Raw genomic sequence first — 20409 nt, 5'->3', positions numbered from 1 at the left:
ACACACTAAGATTATTGTATATCTAACTCTTTGACAGTTTCTCCTTCAATTAACACTGGTTGATAATAGGTTTCGTTTGGTAAATCCTTCTTTCCCTGTAATTTCTTAATGACCCAATCAGCTGCATCATGTCCCATTTGTTCTTGTGGGTGTGTCAATGTCGTTAGTTTGATATTAGCATTTTTCGCAATATAAGAATTGTCCTGGCCAATAATTGATAATTGTTCGGGAATAGAAATATCAAGTTGTCTGCATACATTTGCTACTTCCAACCCTACCTCGTCGTTATAGCAAACAATGGCAGTCAACACGTCTCCATTTTCATCTAGGAACCCTTTCAAGTTCGTATATAGGTCTAGCTTCGTTTCTGTAGTATACGAAAGCAATTGCTCTGGTTGAAAGCGTAATTTGGCTTCTCCAAGTGCTTTTATATATCCCTTCATTCGATACTTTCCTTGTAAATCATCCATTTTCGAAATGAGTCCAATTTGGGTGTGTCCTTTTGAAATCAATTCTTTTGTTGCGAGGTAGCTTGACTGCACATCATCTAGGCAAAAGAAAGGAACCTCTAATTCTTCATAATAAGCGTTGATCATGATGAATGGAACCTCTTGTTCCTTAAACGATAGGTAGTAACCGATGTTGGGATTGTATAGATTGCTTTTTGTAGGTTCAATGATCAAACCATCCACGCCAAATGACAACATCATTTCCAAGGCTTTTTTTTCTTGTTCGACATCATTATTTGTACTGGCTAATAGTAACGAATAATTATCTTCATTCAATCTTCTTTCAATTCCGCGGATAATGGAAGGGAAAATGTAATCAGAAATGTAGGTCGTGATTACACCTATCGTTTTATTTTTGGAATTGCCACCAGATTTTGATTGATATTGGTTACTAACATATGTGCCAGATCCTTTTTCACTTCTTAAGAATCCCTCGTTTGATAATTCTAAAATAGACTTTCGTACAGTGTGGCGGCTGACGTTATACATTTCTTGCATGATGGATTCAGTAGGTATTTGTTCCCCTACACTATATTCACCTGTAAGGATTTTATTTTTTAAATCATCAATGATTACCTGATACTTTGGTTTCATTAAACCTCACTTCTTTCATAGTTGTTTGCATTCTAATTTATTTGTTTGAAATATTTGTGCGGACATATTTTAACATAATTTCGAGTAAATTAAAACAAATCACCTTATTTCTTTGTATAAATTTTAGAAAAGTTATAAATACCTTTAGGTTTCATGTCGTATAAATTCCTTTATTACTAATTTACTAACTTTAAGGTGAGGATGGAGTATTTCGCTTGAAAGTTGTAAGTATAAATAATATATATTGTTGACAAATGTACGTACAAAAAATATAATGTGGTTGTTAATATATTTAAGCGCCTCCTTTTATTGAAAGCGCTGTCAGGAGGGGTTTAACGTGCAAACGAATCGAGTGAAAATTAAACATGCGATTACCGAGGGAGAAACTTCACTTGGAATCGAATTTGGATCCACACGTATTAAAGCGGTGTTGATTGATAATCGTTATGAAACTATCGCATCTGGAAGTTATGAGTGGGAAAACTCCTTGGAAGAAGGAATTTGGACGTACAACTTAGTGGATATTATCACTGGTCTGCAAACAGCTTATAGTGAAATGAAGCAAGAAGTTGAACGGAATTACGGAATTACAATTCGAAAAATAGGTTCTATTGGATTTTCTGCAATGATGCACGGGTATATGGCTTTTGACAGTACAGGGGAGCTACTAGTTCCGTTTCGAACTTGGCGTAACTCAACAACTGGTGTTGCAGCAAAAGAATTAACTAATCTATTTCAATTTAATATCCCTGAACGATGGAGTATTGCTCACCTTTATCAAGCAATATTAAATGAAGAGAAACATATGCCTCGCATTGATTGTATTACTACTTTGGCTGGATACATTCACTGGTTATTGACTGGTAATAAAGCAATTGGCATTGGAGATGCTTCAGGCATGTTCCCAATTGATGAATCAACGCAAGATTACAATGAGTCAATGGTCAAGCAATTTGACGATTTAATTGCGACGAAAGGTTATCCTTGGAAGCTAAAAGAGATTCTTCCTAAAGTCTACATTTCAGGCGAGCAAGCGGGTGAATTAACCGAAATTGGAGCGAAAATCCTGGATAGATCAAGAAATTTACAACCAGGCACTCCAATTTGCCCACCGGAAGGCGATGCCGGAACTGGAATGATTGCTACGAATAGTGTGAGGAAACGTACCGGAAACATCTCAGTAGGAACTTCCGTTTTTGCCATGATTGTACTAGAGAAAGAACTTTCAAAAGTATATCCAGAAATTGATTTGGTAACTACACCAAACGGAAGTCCAGTTGGAATGGTTCACGCGAATAACTGTTCAAGTGATCTCAATGCTTGGCTGGCATTGTTCCGAGAATTTTCTGAGGCAATGGGACAAAAGGTTGATACAAATAAATTATTTGAAGTAATGTTGAATAAAGCTTTGGAAGCGGATCCAGATGGTGGCGGTTTGCTTAGCTACGGTTATTTCTCAGGTGAAAATATCACAGGATTAGAAAAAGGTCGACCATTATTTGTTCGCTCGCCTGAGAGTCAATTCAATTTAGCAAACTTTATGCGGACTCACCTTTTTACTGCTTTCGGTGCATTGAAAATCGGAATGGGAATTTTGACAAAAGAAGAAAATGTTGCAATTGATCGTATTTTGGCTCACGGTGGTTTATTTAAAACCCCTCTTGTTGGACAAAAAATTGTTGCCGCTGCAATGAATACTCCAGTAACAGTTATGTCAACAGCAGGAGAAGGCGGAGCGTGGGGAATGGCGATTCTTGCATCTTACATGATGAATAAAGGTCAAAAAGAAAGTTTAGAAGACTTCCTCGACAAAAAAGTATTCGAAGAGGTTGATGGGCAAGAAATTTATCCTGATCAAGTAGATGTTAAAGGATTTGAAGCATTTATTGAAAGATACAGGAAGGGTTTAGTGATTGAGCAGGCCGCAGTTGACAATTTGATGTTATGAGTGGAAAACTGGAGGGATTGACTTGTTAGAACAACTGAAAGAAGAGGTATTTCAAGCAAATTTGGACTTGCCTAAATATGGACTTGTGAAATATACATGGGGAAATGCGAGTGCCATTGATCGTGAAAGTGGTTTATTTGTTATCAAACCTAGTGGTGTTGATTACGAAACGATGAAAGCCAGCGATATGGTTGTTGTTGATTTAGATGGCAATGTAGTTGAAGGAGAGTTGAGGCCTTCATCAGATACAGCGACTCACGCAGTACTTTATAAGTATTACCAAGAAATCGGCGGCATTGTGCATACTCATTCAACTTGGGCGACAATCTGGGCCCAAGCTGGCCTTGATGTTCCAGCGATGGGGACCACTCATGCAGACACATTTTATGGATCCGTTCCATGTGCCCGCCACCTAACACAAGAGGAGATTGATCGTGGGTACGAAGTGGAGACTGGGAAGTTAATCATCGAAACATTTGAAGAACGTGGGTTAGACATTTTAGCCGTTCCTGGTGTCTTACTTCATGGTCATGGTCCGTTTACTTGGGGCAAAGATGCAAAATCCGCCGTAATGAATAGTGTGGTGTTGGATGAAGTTTCGAAAATGAATTTATTTACACGGGAATTAAATCATTTTGCAAAAAAATTACCACAAAATATTTTGGATAAACACTATTTACGAAAACATGGAAAATATGCTTATTACGGTCAAAAGTAAGGGCAACTCTATCAAATTATCAAACCATTAGATAAAGAAAAGAGGCTTATTATGTTAACAACAGAAAAAAAGGAATTTTGGTTTGTCGTAGGATCACAACATCTATATGGGGAAAAAGCGTTAGCAGAGGTCAAGGCGCATGCACAAACGATAACCGATGCATTAAATGAAAGCGGTATTTTACCTTATCCACTTGTATTGCAAGATTTAGCTGTTAGTGCAGATAAAATCACAAGCATCATGAAAGAAGTCAACTATCGTAACGAAGTTGCAGGTGTCATCACTTGGATGCATACTTTCTCACCTGCAAAAATGTGGATTCGTGGAACAAAATTATTACAAAAACCATTGCTTCATTTAGCTACACAATTCAATGAAAGTATTCCTTGGTCAACGATTGATATGGACTTTATGAACCTAAACCAATCCGCTCATGGTGACCGTGAATATGGTTTTATCAATGCCCGATTGAAAAAACAAAATAAAGTTGTTGTAGGTTATTGGGAGCGCCCTGAAGTGCGACAGCAAATTGCTCAATGGATGGACGTAGCGGTTGCTTATAACGAAAGCTTCAACATTAAGGTAGCTCGCTTTGGAGACAACATGCGTAACGTTGGAGTAACCGAAGGGGATAAGGTTGAAGCGCAAATCCAATTTGGGTGGACTGTTGACTATTTTGGAATCGGAGACCTTGTCCAATATATAAATGAGGTTACTGATGAAGAAATTGATGCTTTATTTGCAGAATACGAAGGCCAATATGAATTTTTTTATGGTACCTACAGCAGGGAAGATTGGGAGAAAAGCGTAAAGGTACAGGCAAGCTATGAAATTGCGATTAAACGTTTCCTTGATGATGGTGGTTACACGGCCTTCACAACGAACTTCGAAGATTTATATGGGATGAAACAACTTCCTGGTCTTGCCGTCCAACGTTTGATGGCACAAGGATATGGATTTGCGGGTGAAGGAGATTGGAAGACGGCAGCACTTGATCGCTTACTGAAAGTGATGAGCCATAACCAATCAACTGGCTTTATGGAAGATTATACATATGAACTAGCTGCTGGACAAGAATCGATCCTCCAATCACATATGCTTGAAGTCGACCCATCTTTAGCAAGTAACAAACCAAAAATTGTCGTATCCCCATTAGGTATAGGTGATCGTGAAGATCCAGCACGTTTAGTATTCGACGGCAAAGCAGGAGACGGTGTCGTTGTTTCCATGGCTGACTTTGGTACAAACTATAAACTTTTGATTAATAAAGTTTCTGCATTCGAGCCAACAGTTCCAGCACCAAACCTTCCAGTGGCCAGAGTACTTTGGGAAGTGAAGCCAAACTTCCAAGATGGAGTGAAAGCATGGCTTGAGAATGGTGGCGGTCACCATACAGTTGTGTCATTAAATTTAACGACAGACCAAATCATAACCTATGCAAAACTTGTTGGCTTGGAATACGTAGTTATTAAGTAATGTCTCTTCCCTCCAAGGAGGCTCTGCTTCCTTGGAGGGGAAAAATAGGTAATCCAGACGTTGTAGACTGGAAATAGGAACCATTAGGATGATCCCTTATTCGTAAGCGTGTTCGTGGTTTTCAGGGAAAAGATGAAAGCGTTTTAATAGCGGAATGACACAGATTTCATCCTAATAAATAACTTTTAGTAGTGGGATTTTTTAAAATATAATTTTAAAACCTTTAGGGGGGAACTTAAATGGTTAATGAAAAGAAAATCTCAAGTGGATTCATTTATTTTTTTGGGGCTTTTGGAGGCATTCTCTTCGGTTATGATATCGGCGTTATGACGGGTGCTTTGCCTTTTCTGCAACATGATTGGAACCTTCAAAACAACCCTGGTGCTATTGGCTGGATTACCTCTTCGTTGATGTTTGGAGCTATTTTTGGAGGTGCCCTGGCCGGACAACTTTCTGATCGTTTAGGACGGCGCAAAATGATTTTAATATCTTCTATCATTTTTGCTGTTGGATCCATTTTGGCAGGAATATCCCCTCATAATGGGATCCTTTTTATGATTGTTGCTCGGATTTTATTAGGGTTGGCTGTTGGAGCCGCTTCTGCGTTGGTCCCAGCCTATATGTCGGAAATGGCGCCTGCACGTTTACGTGGACGTCTGTCAGGAATTAATCAAACAATGATTGTCTCTGGAATGTTGCTTTCGTACATTGTCGCTTATTTATTGAAAGACTTACCAGGAACAATGGCATGGCGGTTGATGCTTAGTTTGGCTGCCGTACCTGCTTTGATCTTATTTATTGGAGTGTCCAGGTTACCCGAATCACCACGTTTTTTAATTAAGAACAATAAAATTAATGAAGCTCGTAAAGTGTTGGGCTATATTCGCTCGAACAAAGAACAAATTGATTCTGAAATAACCCAAATACAAGAAACTGTTAAAGAGGAAGCAAAGGTAAATCAAAAAGCATCATGGGGTACCCTTTTAAGTTATAAATACCGTTATTTAGTAATTGCTGGTGTGGGTGTTGCGGCGTTTCAACAGTTCCAGGGAGCAAACGCAATTTTTTATTATATTCCTATGATTGTGGAAAAAGCAACAGGGCATGAAGCCAGCTCAGTATTGATGTGGCCAATTATTCAAGGGGTTATTCTCGTACTAGGTTCATTAATATTCCTAATGATTGCAGATAAATTTAATCGCCGTACTTTATTAACAATAGGCGGAACTATTATGGGGCTATCCTTTATTTTGCCAGCAATATTGAATTTATTAATTCCTAATGCAAATCCGATGATGATGGTTGTTTTTTTAAGTATCTATGTAGCGCTTTATTCATTCACATGGGCTCCTTTAACTTGGGTCTTAGTTGGAGAAATTTTCCCGCTGGTAATTCGCGGGCGGGCGTCAGGAGTAGCTTCATCATTTAACTGGATTGGTTCTTTCTTGGTTGGATTGCTATTTCCAATCATGACCGCTTCGATGTCTCAAGAAGCCGTTTTTGCAATCTTCGGTGCTATTTGTTTACTTGGTGTTTTATTTATCCGGACATGCGTTCCTGAAACTAGAGGTCATACTTTGGAGGAAATTGAAAAGATTGGAGAAAGTAGACAATCCAAGGGGAAAAGTGCTTAAAATAGACCTATTAAGGTTTGGAGCGGAATACAAAGAGCTATGCGCAAATAGAAGAGTTAAGCAGCATTTTAAATCAGGGGGGCATAAGGGAAAATACTCTGTAATTATGAACTACACATACACATCATGAACATGTTGATTTACTCATATGATTCCTTTCTTGCTACTTCGGGCTATTTAACTATTAAAAATGTTTGCTGAACTTTTAGTGCAATTCATGGTGGTTAGCTTTCATTTATATGAAGGGAACTTAATAGGGAAAGGAGCCGAAAAAAGTGAAAGTATCACAAAGCTCGTTTGGAAATGAAGTCTTGCTGTTTACTATAGAAAATGATCATGGAGTAAGAATAGAAGTTACAAACTTTGGTGCAAGAATCGTCAATCTTTTCGTATTAACGGAATCGGGTCGTAAAAATATCGTATTGGGATTTGACTCGATTGAGGATTACAAAAAAGAAACATATTATGGAGCAACAATAGGAAGAGTCGCTGGAAGAATAAAAAATGGCGAATTTTCAATTGGTGAATCACGTTACCATACATCTGTAGATCAATTGGGGAATACATTACACGGTGGCAACCCTGGTTTCGATGAAAAAATCTGGGATTATGAAGTGAAGGAAACGGATGAAGGTGCATCGATCATTTTTTCAACCCACTCACCTGATGGCGAGAATGGTTTTCCGGGGAATTTGAAAGTAAGTGTAACTTATACATTAGACAACTTAAATATTTGGTCAGTGAGCTATCAAGCAAAAAGTGATAAAGACACAATTTTTAATCCGACCAATCACGTCTATTTTAACTTAACAGGGCATCCCAGTAATCCGATCGATGATCATTTCTTACAAATCTCTTCTGAAGAATTTGCACCAGTAAATGAAGATACCACGGTAACTGGGGAAAAACGAAGCACAATTGGCACGCCTTATGATTTTCGAACCCCGAAGAAATTAAAAACAACCTTTGAAGCCGTTGACGCAGAAGTTAAAAAGGTTCAAGGAATCGATCATCCATTCTTCCTTACGTGCTCAGGGCTTCATCAAACTGCAGCCAAATTAATTAGTCCTGACCAGAAAATAACAGTCGAGGTATACACAGAAGAGCCTGCGGTTGTCATTTACACTGCAAACTTTGTGAAAGATGTCCCACTTATGCACGGAGAAAAATTAATTCAACACGGCGGAATCACGTTTGAAACCCAAGCTGCTCCAGGAGCGATTGAGTTTGAAGATTTTGGAGATATTCTTCTTTTAGCAGGCGAAAATTATACTTCTCAAACAAAATATAAAATTAAGGTCAGGACCCCGCTCAACTGAAGTTTCCAGTGTTATTGTATTAAAGTGTTAAATAGGTCGATAATTTCACATCGTTTCGGCTGCTAGTTAAGATCAGGATCCGGGGCCTTTCAGAGTGATCGAGCATAGGTCGTGGCATATATTGGGTGGGATTCCCTACGAATAAAAGGTAGCCACTCACTCGTACTGGGTTTTGGAGGATAGGGGATAACTACTATATCTTTAAGCCTAAACAGTTAGATAGTGGGCCGTATACTACGGTTAAAGGTAAGCCAATTTAAACAACGCATATTAAATACGTAGCACCTCCTGGTACGATACTTGTATCAATCAAAGGAGGTGCTTTTCCTATGCCGCAACAAAAATTAACGATTGTCCCCGTTTGAGATTTACAGTTATATCCATTCGTAATATACAGAAACTCGTTCGTAAAAGTACACTTTTATGAACGAGTCTTTTTTAAGCGAAATTTACTCTTAAGTACTTTCTTGCGGGAGTGTGAGGGATATTTTAGTTATTTTGTATTTTACGCACACTTTATGTATAAATTTGTAATGATAATGTAAAATTAGGTAAATATATGTGTCACTTAAAGATGATAGAATTATAAAAAAAGAGATTTAATCGGGGGAGAAAATGAAAAAAATTATAGCATCTTTTGTTGTGTCTGGATTGTTGCTATCAAATCCGTTGGTTAGTAGTGCTGCATTGGGCGATCGTACATTAAAAAGTGGAATGACTCATACAGAAGTAAAACAATTACAAGAGGTTCTAAAGAAAAAAGAATATTTTAAGAGTAAAAACACAACTAAATATTTTGGGACCGTTACTAAAAGTGCAGTCGTAAAGTTCCAAAAAAGTAAAGGCTTAAAAGCTGATGGTATTGTAGGCCCGAATACATATAAAGCTTTGGGGGTAAAAAAGCAGACATCCAAAGGAACTAATAAAAATAAAACAAGCAATAAATCTTCTGCGATAGTGAATGAAGCAAAAAAACATTTGAATGTACGGTATGTATGGGGTGGAACTACACCAAAAGGTTTTGATTGCAGCGGATTCCTAAAATACGCTTTCGATAAAGGCGCAAATGTCACATTACCAAGAACGGTATCGGAAATTTATAAAAAGGGGACGAAGGTGTCCAAACCACAAGTTGGAGATTTGGTCTTTTATGAAACCTATAAACCCGGTGCCTCACATGCCGGTATTTATATCGGTGGCAATCAATTCATACACAGCTCCTCATCAAATGGTGTCAGCATTTCCTCCATGGATAATAGTTATTGGAAAAAAAGGTATTTAGGAGCAAAAAGAATGTAATAGAGAAAGGTGCCAGTTCTTTTTTTAGGGACTGGCTTTTATAGTTCAACCAATAGGTTACGATACTAAGAAGTCCTACGGATGGTAGAGTCGGTATTGATACATAAAAAATTTATTTCTTTAAGATACAATTTTAGCTTTTATTGCTCCCAGAAGCACTTGAGTTTAGTGGATACTCCATATACCATATATAAATTCTTTGATTTCTCCCGTAAGACAGTCGAGGAAATTTATAAAAACCGGAAAAGTTTTCCCAGGAAGTACAGAGGGTAGCCTCGCAGGACTTATCTAAAATGGGACTCATAAACAGGATAAAAATGGATACCTTGATTCGCTCGGAAAGCCAAGGATTACGCAGGTGAAGAGGGATGCCGATATAGCTACCGTCGAGCGCGAATCAAGCGAGCCGAAGCGAACATGAATATGGCAGCAAGCAAGGAAGAATAACAGGGAAAAAATAAAATGAAAGAAGGTAAGAGCACTTATATGCACTTACCTTTTTTAAATAGTTTTCGCTTATAAAAGGCATGATCAGTTTATTTGATCATTTATACTTAACAAATATGTTCATCATAGTCGGTTCTCAAATAATTCATCATCTTTTGTTTTTGGTGGGAATAATGAAAGCAATTAAAGTAAAAGGAAAAGTCGTCAAAAAAGAGAGGATTTTTATCATCGAAGCCATAAGTATTTAAAAAATCCGAGATTATTTTTTCTTGATCCACTAAATCGAACAATCCGGACACATAAAATTGATAACTGAATTTATCATATAAAAAAAGGTATCCTGTATCATCAAATATATTTTTCACTGTATGACCATCCAATTCTAACTCACTCCTTCCTTACCAATATACCTTTTTATCGATGACATTATTCAGTGTTCATCTTAGGGGAATATTATTATATTTATTGCAGCGTGTTTTTTATACCTTCAATGCATTAAAGGTATGAAATAGAGGCAGGTAGCAAAAATAAGGAACGAAAAAAAGCACATCCAATAAGGATGTGCTATCATAAAAAGATTATTTGTACATTTCAGCCACTTGTTTTTGCAATTCACCATTTTCAAGGTACTCATCATAACTCATTTGCTTATCGACTGTACCTTTTGGTGTAAGCTCAATGATTCGGTTCGCTATAGTTTGGATGAACTGATGATCATGAGATGAAAAGATCATAGATCCTTTAAAGCTGATCAAACCGTTGTTCAATGCGGTAATCGACTCTAAGTCCAGATGGTTAGTAGGTTCATCAAGCATAAGGACGTTCGAACCGCTTAACATCATTTTGGAAAGCATACAGCGGACTTTTTCGCCCCCTGAAAGTACACTTGCCTTTTTCGTGACTTCATCGCCAGAGAATAACATTCTGCCCAAGAAGCCGCGCAGGAAGCTTTCGCTCTGGTCATTAGGAGAATATTGACGGAGCCAGTCGACAAGATTTAAATCGACACCTTCAAAGAATTCAGCATTATCCTTAGGGAAGTATGCCTGGGAAGTCGTAACGCCCCATTTGAATGAGCCGCTATCCGGTTCGATTTCACCTGCCAAGATTTTGAACATAGTTGTTTTAGCAATCTCATCTTTACCGACAAATGCAATCTTGTCGCCTTTATTCATCGTGAAGCTGACGTTATCCAATATTTTTACACCATCGATCGTTTTCGAGATTCCATCCACACGAAGCAGGTCGTTCCCGATTTCACGATCAGGCGTAAAGCCGACATAAGGATAGCGGCGCGAAGATGGCTCAATGTCATCCAAGCTGATTTTGTCCAATAATTTCTTACGCGATGTAGCCTGGCTCGATTTGGATGCATTGGCGCTGAATCGAGCGATGAAATTTTGAAGTTCTTTGATTTTTTCTTCTTTTTTCTTATTGGCATCTTGAGTCAATTTAAGGGCAAGCTGGCTTGATTCATACCAGAAGTCATAGTTACCGATATAAACCTTGATTTTACCGAAATCAAGATCCGCGATATGTGTACAAACTTTGTTAAGGAAGTAACGGTCATGGGAAACTACGATAACAGTGTTTTCAAAGTTGATCAAGAATTCTTCCAGCCATTTGATCGCTTTTAAGTCCAAGTGGTTGGTAGGCTCATCCAGTAAAAGAACATCCGGTTTACCGAATAATGCCTGGGCAAGCAATACTTTAACTTTGTCGCCACCGTTCAATTCAGCCATTTTCTTCGTATGCAGGTCTTCTGCAATGCCAAGGCCTTTTAAGAGGATCGAAGCTTCAGGTTCAGCTTCCCAGCCGTTTAACTCGGCAAATTCACCTTCAAGTTCGGCCGCCTTCATTCCGTCTTCGTCCGTGAAGTTTTCCTTCATATATATGGCATCTTTTTCTTGCATGACTTCATATAATCTTTCATGTCCCATTATGACAACTTTAAGGACTTCTTCCTCTTCATAAGCGAAGTGATCTTGTTTTAAAACGGCAAGGCGTTCGCCAGGCCTCATATGGACATCACCGGATTGCGCTTCAATTTCACCGGAAAGGATTTTTAAGAAAGTGGATTTACCCGCACCATTCGCACCAATCAGGCCATAGCAGTTACCAGGCGTGAATTTTATATTAACATCTTCAAACAGTTTACGATCGCCATAGCGTAAACCAACATTATTTACTGTAATCATTTATTTACATTCCTCCAAAATACTTTTGTTTCAACGTGTCCAACACTTTGTTTCATTAGTTTTACGCTGATTCACACAAACAGCAGTTTACGATTTTGTATGTTTTAAACTGTGCATCATTTAAATTGTATCTTATTTCTTAGGAAAATTAAAGGCAGATTAGCAAAAACAAACGTTTATAAGTAAAAATTACACAAGGATTTAATTTTGTTTATAAATTGTCACCAATAATGTAGTTGTTTTTCTTGTTGACGAAAAAAATATGGGCATAAAGACTCATTACGCAGCAACATTATAATTGGTAATATAGGTAACTGTAACTAACGCAACAGGAGGGTCATATAATGAGCGATTCAGTAGGCTTTTGGAAACGTTTATTTGCAGGATTTTTGGATGGCATAATAGTATCTTTACCATTAGCGATAATTTTCGGGTTGATTACCGGTGAGTGGGAAAATGAAAACTTTTCAACGTTCTTCGACTTTCTTTACATGCTGATTGTCCCTATATTATGGTATGGCTATACAGTTGGTAAAAGGATTATGGGAATACGCATAGTAAGGATGGACGGCAAAAAATTAGGCATAGGCACTATGCTATTGAGGTATTTAGTTGCTGCATTGGTTTATGCCATTACATTAGGGATAGGGTTTATTGTTAGTGCATTCATGGTGGGCATAAGGAAAGACCATAGAGCGATACATGATTTCATAGCAGGTACATACGTGACATCAAATAAACCATGAATGATGGATAAGCAGCTTAATAGCTGCTTTTTTTTATTCGAAATTACAGATTCAAATCGAGAAGATTTTTTTAATATGAAGGGAATTTAGCTGACTACTTTATTGGCGCATAAATGACATCTTAAGGGATGAATATTATATTGGAAACCACGATAGAATATCTATTCCATCTATACAGTGGCAATTAGGATCAAAAAAAAGCACTTAACCTTTATGGTCAAGTGCTTTTGTTATTCAAAACCTCTTTATTTTGATTAATGATTATTTTATTTTTTAAAATCATTTCTTTATTATTAAGTCCAACATTGAGTTCTTTGGTATTATTCACTTTTTCCAGCAGTGACACTACAGATATTTCCAGTAATTCAGAAACAGGCATATTCGTTTTGAATGATAAAATTTCAAGTTCATGGATTAATTTAGGGGATAGCATTGGTTGTCTTTCATTTATTTCCATGACGGAACCCACTTTCTTAAAAAAGTTATGTAATTGTAATTTAAGTATATAATGTGAGTTTCCAATAAAATATTAAATTAGCGTTATTTATGTTAAGAGTTGATGACAAGTGCAGAAGAAAGGCATAACCAGGCATTTTGAATGTTCCTGCATAACAATCTGGAATATATAGTGTATTCTTCGAATTATATGAAATATCAGGTTATGTAAATTGCAACTATATAATTCTATGTCTCCAAATTTGTCAACCATTGGCTTTTCTGATAGTATGAATGTCCATTTCGTCCTAGGATCGGCACCTTAATAAGTTTGATAAATACACAAGAAAGGGGAAGTGATTTTATTGGGGAATCACCCTGATTTTGAACAGGAACGAGAGCGGCTGGATTTTACGAAACGTTATATCGATGTAGTCATCAAAACATCAGAAACAAGCAAAGATCAATTTCAGCGGAATATGCAAGAAGCATTTGGTGATGCCGATTGGTCTGAATCAGCCTTATATTCACAGTTGCTGACGACGGCAAACTTTTTTGAGATGTCTAAAACCGAACTTGAAAGTTTACGCAAAGCAAGTAAAAAACCCTACTTTGCAAGAGTGGATTTTGTAAGGAATGACGGTGATAGAGGTGAAGTCCTTTATTTCGGAAAAACATCGCTTTATCAGAGGGAAAGCCAGGAACAGATCATCGTCGATTGGCGTTCACCGATTGCAAATCTGTATTATGAGGGACGGATTGGTGAAATAGAATATGAAGCGGAAGGGGAGACGTTCAGCGGGAACATCACTTTAAAAAGACAGCTAATGATAGAAGAAGGGGTTTTGGAGGAGATAAGGGACATTGATTTGACAACAACGGATGAACTGTTGCAGGAGTCCCTTTCGAAAAGTTCCAGCAATCGATTGACAGATATCATTACCACGATTCAGGAAGAACAGAATAAAATCATTCGGGCAGATTTGAATAAACCTATCATTGTCCAGGGTGCAGCGGGCAGTGGTAAAACCACAATCGCTTTACATAGGATCTCTTATTTCATTTATCATTATAAAGATTTGTTCGATCCGCGACAATTAATGATTCTTGCTCCGAGCCGGGTGTTCATTGATTACATATCTGAAGCTTTACCTGAATTGGGTGTCGAAAAGGTAAAACAATTCACGTTTTCCGAATATGTTCAGGCAGCGATAGGAAAGCAAGTGAAGCTTGTAGCGGATGATAAATTAACGCGATTGCTGGAAAAGGATGATGAAGAAATTAATTCAGCCGTCTGGATATCAGGTCTGAAGGGATCCCCTGCCTTTAAATATATATTGGACGAATATGTAAAGGATATTTTCAGGGGATTTCATCCGGATGCTGATTTTTATTGTGATAAATATCGCCTCTATTCCGCTAAGAAGTTCATTAGATTATTGGAAGAGGATTATTGGTATTTACCGTTATACAGCAGGCTGGACAAACTGAAGGCCATTTTACAAAATGAAGTGAAATTAAAAAAGAAAATAATGCTTGAACGTGTTGTTGATCTTTATGATGCCAAAATCGAGAAGGCGCTCTATAAGAATATCGATCCAGTCATTCGCAAGGAATTTGTTACAAAATGCCTCGATAAAAAAGAGGAAAGGATAGGACAGATCCAAAAGGCGATCCGTTCTTCGGTAAAAGGGTATTTTAAGCAATTCAAAAGTAAAGATCTCCTGGAGTACTATCAGGAATTATACCAAGATCCGGGGCGTCTCGCCTCTTACAGCAACGGTAAGCTTACTGTTGAAGATGCCAATGTTTTATGTGAGTACAATCATAAATTATTTTCTGCTAATAGTTATGAGATGGAGGACTTAGGAGCATTATTATATCTACAGGAGCGGCTTTTTGGTGTCGATAAAGAAAACAAAGCAAAAAATGTCGTCATTGATGAGGCACAGGATTATAGCTTCATGCAGTTACAGGCCCTAAAGACGGCAGTGGATACCGATATGTTCACACTTGTAGGCGATCTTGCACAAGGCATCCATTCATACCGCGGACTTCAAACATGGGAAGAGGTTCACAGTCGTATTTTCCCTCGGGCGACGTATACTGAATTACAAAAAAGCTACAGAACAACTGTTGAAATTATGAAACAAGCTAATGAAATACTTCAGTTGTTAACATACGATTTCCCGGAAGTTGAACCTGTAGTCCGTCATGGCAAGGATCCAGAATTCATTTCCATTGAAAAGGAAGGGTGGGAAGAAGAACTGATCGAACTTATCGCAAGCCTTAAAGGAGAAGGTTTTAAAACGTTTGCCGTTATTGCCAAAACGATGAAAGATTGCAAACTGGCTAACGAGAAACTAAGTGGATTCCACCAAGGCTTTCATTTAATAGATGAAGCGGGAAACATCCCTAAAGATAAAACGTTGATTGTTCCTTCCTATCAAGCCAAAGGTCTCGAATTCGATGTCGTATTTGCAATATCCCTCGAAGAAGCGTATTGCCATGGAAATGAACTTGATATCAAATTGCTGTATGTAACAATGACAAGGCCATTGCACAGGCTTTATTTTTTAGGTAAAGATAAAAATGCTTTCCTTAGTGAGACATGAAAGGGGTAGGGTGGAATGTAACCACCCTCCTCGTGAAATGCTCACAGATGCAAAAGGATATCTCGAATATCTTCCCATCCGAAACCGACTTCGATAAGCTCTATGCCTGCCATTTTAACGGTTTTTTCAGCTATCACTTGACCGCCAAGGGCTTTGTAAAAACCGCATGAAGGATTATCCTTTAATGCCCAGATTATTAAATTCTTATGTTCCAATTTCATAAGCTCATGTATGACCGTTTTTATCATTTTTCGGCCTAGTCCCTGTCGTTGATATTCTTTTAAAAAATAAATGGCATATACTTCACCTTGAAAATGAGGATCATTCGTTTGTTCTGGTCCCCCTGCAGCGAAACCGATGATTTCCCCATTGGCGTTTTCCGCCACAAAGGTGAAATTATGCAGCATCTTTAAATTTCTTAGCCAGTTTTTCTTTTTGGCTTCCAGATTCAAGGAAGACAAATATTGATCCGGGAGGATTCCTTTATAAGTTGTTTTCCAGCTTTTTAAATGTACAATTGCTATTCCATCTACATCTTCTTCCATGGCTTTCCTTATCTTCATAAAAAACACCTTCTGATTTTCATATTTTCCCCTAGAATATCATGGAAAAAGTGAATAAGCATTTTATTTATGTTTATAACTGCATGAGAAAGGTTAAGAAATAAAAGAGTGATCAACCAGATGAAGGGAAGGATGAGAAAGATGAAATTGAAAGTAGGTTTTTATTTTCCGGGCGGCAAAGAACTAGAGCATGAAGTTGAAGGCGATGACTCAACTCAAATGATTTCAAATATTCAAAAGCACCGTTATTATAATTTAGTTAAAGGCGATTGCCATTATGTCGTAGATACGGAAAAAGCGGCATATTTTTCTGTAACGGAAATATTGGATTGAGAATGAACCGCATTGGACTTTTAATCCATTGCGGTTTATTCTTTTTGTTGTAAGGAAACCGGAAAAGGAGTATCGTCAATGAAAATCAATTTTACCAAGAAACAGTATGAAACATTATTCAAAATGGTTCAGTACGGATATTGGGTTGCTTCCGAAACTGAAGATAATAAAGAATTCAGTGAGATGGAACAGTATCTCAATTCCTTTGCCAAAGATTTCGGCATGGATGGAGTACAGTTTGTGAAGGAGTACGAAATTTATGATCTGAGCAGGGAATTGGAGGATCAACTTCATACAGTCATAAATGAGTATGAAGATGGAGTGTTCAGGGATAAGCTTGCCTACCATTTGGCTAGAATAGAGTTCTCCGAGGAGTCGGAAAACCATGAATGCAATCAGGAGGAAGCGTTTAAACGAATCATGGAACTCGAGGAAAAATATCATCTTCATATTGAAGAACACGGGATTGGGAAATTGAAAATAGAAGAATAAAAAAGAGAGGACATGAATTTGTCCTCTCTTTTCTCATTCCCAGAAGTCATGATTTCCAGGTTCATCACAAATGCCATATTACGGATCGGTTTTATGCACCAGGATTTTGGCCTAATTTTTCAACTGAGTATTGGTAAAATGCAATTAAGTCATTTTGTGACGCAAAACCTGCTTGTGCAGTCCGTTCGTTCCCTCCGCCTTTTCCATTATAGGAGCCCAGTTCCGCTTTGAAGTATTGTCCGCAATGAAAGGGGTTGCCCCCGCTGTGCGAGAGTATGACCTTTTGCTCCTTACGCGATGCTAATAATACGGTAATCTTTTCTTTTTTTACAATCGTACCTGCAAGGTAAAGCAGTTCTTTCATTGAGCTATCTTCGAAAATATGAGAGATGAATCCCCCTCCATTTTCTGCAAGCAGGGAGTCAGCAAGAAAATTTGCATTTTCAAGTTTTAAGTTTTCATTTGCCGATAGCAGCTGCTTATAGTCATTTTCAAGTTTCTCCACCCTATTCAGGATCTCTGTACGTCCGGTATTGAATTTATTCGATAATGCGGAAAGGATATCTAGACTTTCGGAATAATCGTTCAATGCCCTGAAGCCGCACTTAAAGTAGAGACGGGTAAGTTCTTTCTGCTTCTCCGTTTTAAAAATTTTTATTAAGCCAATCTCACCCGTACGACCTACATGGGTTCCGCCGCAAGGGTTATATTCAATTCCTGCTATCTCAACAATACGGATATTCTCAGACACTTTAGGCATTTTGACGACAGGAAGAGTCTGTAATTCCTCGTTTGTCACGTAATAGATAAGTATTTCGCGATTCTCGATGATATATTGATTAACTAGCTTTTCAGCAGCAGCCGTATGTACTTCAGTCCATTGAAATCCTGACATTATATCGATCGTTAAATATTCCTTTCCAAGGTGAAAGCTTACCGTATTAGAGTCAAATAGTTCCCTGCAGACAGCAGAGAGTAGATGCTGGCCGCTATGCTGTTGCATATGATCGAAGCGGCGGGACCAATCAAGTTCACAGTGGACGATTTCTGAATCTGGCCGTCTCTCCATCTTATGAAGAAGCTTTCCTTCATTGTCTTTTATAACGTCAAGAACGGAGATTCCTTCTATTTTACCAGTATCTGCTGGCTGACCGCCCCCTTCGGGATAAAAAGCGGTTTCTTCAAGAGTGATATAGTAAAAGCCATTTTCTACAATGGTCTCCCGAATTTCGGTATCCCATTGGGAAGTCTCGGTGGACGTGTAATATAATTTTTTTGTCATGAATGATTTATTTTTCCTTTCAGTTGATCATTAAATTATATCATCGAAATACCAGACTTTAAAATCGCGGGTTTAGAAGATTAGTCAGGTAAATAAGTAAACTTTATGATAAATTCTCCTCATCATTCGGAATTTCGGAAAATGGCGTATGGCAATTCCGGAATAATATCCACAGCGATTTGAATCATCGTCTTCCTGAAGAGAAGAAACCCTTCACAATTAATAGAGAACAAGGTGTGGCTGAGAAAGGGTACCACGAAAATAAGAATTACAGTTATGATTTTATATCTTCCCGTTATAAAACACGTATAAAGAAGTGGATGCCATCATGGTTTTTCCAGCAGGTATGGAACCCGGTTTACCGATCAGGGAGCGGAAGAATGCGAAACGTGGCTAAGCAAATTTCAATGTGGCTTGACAAGATCAAGCTTTACGAACAGGCGGAAGAGAATAGGAGGCTGAATCAGGGCATCCTGAACACGATTCAGGAAGGGATTGATCAGGAAAGAAAAGTCATTCAGGTCAATCAGCCATTTTGCGATATTTTTAAAACAGGTTCTTTTCCTGAGGGAATTAAAAGGATCCGCTGACTTGAATGAGATTCCCGTTTTTGTATCGACCGCACTTGACGAAAGGGAGAAGGGGATTTCCTTGGGAGCTAACGATTATTTAGTTAAACCGTATAAACCGAGCCAATTATCCAAAGTGATCATGCATCTTATTAAGTAACGGTAAACAAGGACATATTCTGGTTTCGCAGGCATTCCATGAAGAAAACAAGGGTTAAAAAATAAAAAAACATTATAGGTATACAGAACAACAAAAAAATGATAAATTCAAATATGTTGGAAATATAAATAATTGGGTACAATTGTAGGTAAAGGTAAGTTACAGGAGGATTTTTATACATGCAAAAAATTCAGGCCGGCATGGCTGTAGAGTTAGAAGTGGAACGTAAGGCTGATTTCGGATGGTTTTTAACGGATGGTTCAGAAGATGTCTTACTTCATCATAATGAAATGAATGAAGGAACGGAACTTGAGATTGGCGATGAAGTAACTGTGTTCATCTACCATGACAAACAAGCAAGGCTGACAGCGACAATGAAGATACCCGAAATTCAGATTGATCAGTATGGCTGGGCGGAAGTTGTCAATGTGAAAAGGAAGCTTGGTGTTTTTGTGGACATCGGTCTTTCCAAAGATATTCTTGTATCCCTGGACGACCTTCCGAATATAGATCGATTATGGCCCGAGGTTGGCGATCGTCTATATGTATCCCTGAAGACAGATCGTCATGATCGCCTGTTTGGTAAACTTGCAACGGAAGATGTCATTCAGGAGATTGCAGTGACAGCCCCTTTAAAAGGAGTCCGTAACACCAGTATTAAGGGGAATGTCTATCGATTGCTTATGGTTGGATCTTTCTTTATTTCACAGGAAGGGTACCGCTGTTTCATTCACGAAAGTGAACGCAAGGATGAGCCCCGTCTTGGTGAATTGGTTGAAGGGCGAGTCATTGATAGTAAAGAAGATGGAACGCTTAACGTTTCTTTAATCCCCTTTAAACAAGATTTAATGGAGGAAGATGCTGATGTCATTTTCAATTATTTAATGAATCGCGGCGGTGCAATGCCTTATGGTGACAAAACGCCACCTGATGATATCAAGTTTCACTTCGGTTTAAGCAAGGGAGCGTTCAAGCGTGCTCTAGGTAAACTGATGAAAGAAGAAAAGATTTATCAGGAAGATGGCTGGACTTATTCTTCAGACCGTAAATGAAAAAAGGCAGTGGATATTCT

The 20409-nt window shown here is 38.1% G+C and carries 18 protein-coding genes and 1 pseudogene; 14 read left to right on the top strand and 5 right to left on the bottom strand.

What is annotated here, in order from left to right:
* Nucleotides 1-11 precede the first annotated feature (11 nt).
* Nucleotides 12-1103 carry a GntR family transcriptional regulator gene (locus ACIQYG_RS10290; protein ID WP_402837663.1) on the bottom strand — a complete coding sequence of 364 codons (1092 nt, stop codon included), beginning with the start codon at nt 1101-1103 and terminating at the stop codon, nt 12-14.
* A 337-nt stretch (nt 1104-1440) separates the two neighbouring features.
* On the opposite strand from ACIQYG_RS10290, the gene ACIQYG_RS10285 reads away from it, so the two are divergent.
* The 7 genes and pseudogenes from ACIQYG_RS10285 to ACIQYG_RS10255 all read left to right on the top strand — a co-directional run.
* Entirely contained in the window at nt 1441-3051 is a 1611-nt protein-coding gene (locus tag ACIQYG_RS10285) for a xylulokinase (protein ID WP_402837661.1), read from the top strand.
* 22 nt (nt 3052-3073) lie between these two features.
* Nucleotides 3074-3769 carry an L-ribulose-5-phosphate 4-epimerase gene (locus tag ACIQYG_RS10280; RefSeq protein ID WP_402837659.1) on the top strand — a complete coding sequence of 232 codons (696 nt, stop codon included), beginning with the start codon at nt 3074-3076 and terminating at the stop codon, nt 3767-3769.
* A gap of 51 nt (nt 3770-3820) precedes the next feature.
* On the top strand, nt 3821-5245 hold the full coding sequence (gene araA, locus ACIQYG_RS10275) for an L-arabinose isomerase (RefSeq protein ID WP_402837657.1): 1425 nt from the start codon (nt 3821-3823) through the stop codon (nt 5243-5245).
* Between the two features lie 239 nt (nt 5246-5484).
* Nucleotides 5485-6879, top strand: a complete 1395-nt coding sequence (locus ACIQYG_RS10270) for a sugar porter family MFS transporter (RefSeq protein ID WP_402837655.1) — start codon at nt 5485-5487, stop codon at nt 6877-6879.
* Between the two features lie 275 nt (nt 6880-7154).
* Nucleotides 7155-8198 (top strand): aldose epimerase family protein, encoded by a 1044-nt coding sequence (locus ACIQYG_RS10265; protein ID WP_402837653.1) that lies wholly within the window; start codon nt 7155-7157, stop codon nt 8196-8198.
* A gap of 615 nt (nt 8199-8813) precedes the next feature.
* Nucleotides 8814-9497: a C40 family peptidase gene (locus tag ACIQYG_RS10260; protein ID WP_402837651.1), complete on the top strand. Its 684-nt coding sequence runs from the start codon at nt 8814-8816 to the stop codon at nt 9495-9497.
* Nucleotides 9498-9713: 216 nt separating this feature from the next.
* Nucleotides 9714-9894 (top strand): annotated as a pseudogene (locus ACIQYG_RS10255) (flotillin family protein); the annotation flags it as partial.
* A gap of 628 nt (nt 9895-10522) precedes the next feature.
* Here ACIQYG_RS10255 and ACIQYG_RS10250 read toward each other — a convergent pair.
* Nucleotides 10523-12142: an ABC-F family ATP-binding cassette domain-containing protein gene (locus ACIQYG_RS10250; RefSeq protein ID WP_402837649.1), complete on the bottom strand. Its 1620-nt coding sequence runs from the start codon at nt 12140-12142 to the stop codon at nt 10523-10525.
* 344 nt (nt 12143-12486) lie between these two features.
* Here ACIQYG_RS10250 and ACIQYG_RS10245 point away from each other — a divergent pair, with 344 nt between their 5' ends.
* Nucleotides 12487-12888: an RDD family protein gene (locus tag ACIQYG_RS10245; RefSeq protein ID WP_402837647.1), complete on the top strand. Its 402-nt coding sequence runs from the start codon at nt 12487-12489 to the stop codon at nt 12886-12888.
* A gap of 217 nt (nt 12889-13105) precedes the next feature.
* Here the strand turns inward: ACIQYG_RS10245 and ACIQYG_RS10240 are convergent, their stop codons facing one another.
* Entirely contained in the window at nt 13106-13345 is a 240-nt protein-coding gene (locus ACIQYG_RS10240; RefSeq protein ID WP_402837645.1) for a hypothetical protein, read from the bottom strand.
* 334 nt (nt 13346-13679) lie between these two features.
* Here ACIQYG_RS10240 and ACIQYG_RS10235 point away from each other — a divergent pair, with 334 nt between their 5' ends.
* Complete coding sequence (locus ACIQYG_RS10235; protein ID WP_483878387.1) at nt 13680-15938, top strand: HelD family protein; 2259 nt, start codon at nt 13680-13682, stop codon at nt 15936-15938.
* Nucleotides 15939-15979: 41 nt separating this feature from the next.
* On the opposite strand, the gene ACIQYG_RS10230 is transcribed toward ACIQYG_RS10235, so the two are convergent.
* The gene (locus tag ACIQYG_RS10230; RefSeq protein ID WP_402837641.1) at nt 15980-16501 is read right to left on the bottom strand and encodes a GNAT family N-acetyltransferase; all 522 of its coding nucleotides are present in this window, start codon (nt 16499-16501) and stop codon (nt 15980-15982) included.
* A 141-nt stretch (nt 16502-16642) separates the two neighbouring features.
* Here ACIQYG_RS10230 and ACIQYG_RS10225 point away from each other — a divergent pair, with 141 nt between their 5' ends.
* Nucleotides 16643-16834 carry a hypothetical protein gene (locus ACIQYG_RS10225; protein WP_034307314.1) on the top strand — a complete coding sequence of 64 codons (192 nt, stop codon included), beginning with the start codon at nt 16643-16645 and terminating at the stop codon, nt 16832-16834.
* A 78-nt stretch (nt 16835-16912) separates the two neighbouring features.
* Complete coding sequence (locus ACIQYG_RS10220) at nt 16913-17326, top strand: hypothetical protein (RefSeq protein ID WP_402837639.1); 414 nt, start codon at nt 16913-16915, stop codon at nt 17324-17326.
* Between the two features lie 91 nt (nt 17327-17417).
* Here the strand turns inward: ACIQYG_RS10220 and ACIQYG_RS10215 are convergent, their stop codons facing one another.
* Nucleotides 17418-18608: an alanyl-tRNA editing protein gene (locus ACIQYG_RS10215; RefSeq protein WP_402837637.1), complete on the bottom strand. Its 1191-nt coding sequence runs from the start codon at nt 18606-18608 to the stop codon at nt 17418-17420.
* A gap of 380 nt (nt 18609-18988) precedes the next feature.
* Here ACIQYG_RS10215 and ACIQYG_RS10210 point away from each other — a divergent pair, with 380 nt between their 5' ends.
* From ACIQYG_RS10210 to ACIQYG_RS10200, 3 genes are all read left to right on the top strand, one after another.
* Nucleotides 18989-19198, top strand: a complete 210-nt coding sequence (locus ACIQYG_RS10210) for a hypothetical protein (protein WP_402837635.1) — start codon at nt 18989-18991, stop codon at nt 19196-19198.
* 1 nt (nt 19199) lies between these two features.
* Nucleotides 19200-19337 (top strand): hypothetical protein, encoded by a 138-nt coding sequence (locus ACIQYG_RS10205; RefSeq protein ID WP_402837633.1) that lies wholly within the window; start codon nt 19200-19202, stop codon nt 19335-19337.
* A gap of 179 nt (nt 19338-19516) precedes the next feature.
* On the top strand, nt 19517-20389 hold the full coding sequence (locus ACIQYG_RS10200; RefSeq protein WP_402837631.1) for a CvfB family protein: 873 nt from the start codon (nt 19517-19519) through the stop codon (nt 20387-20389).
* The last annotated feature ends 20 nt before the right edge of the window (nt 20390-20409 follow it).

The sequence above is a fragment of the Peribacillus sp. NPDC096622 genome (assembly GCF_044762665.1).
Taxonomy (GTDB): Bacteria; Bacillota; Bacilli; order Bacillales; family DSM-1321; genus Peribacillus; species Peribacillus frigoritolerans_B.
The sequence above is the reverse complement of the archived record's forward strand: the minus strand, read 5'-3'. Positions and strand labels throughout refer to the sequence as shown.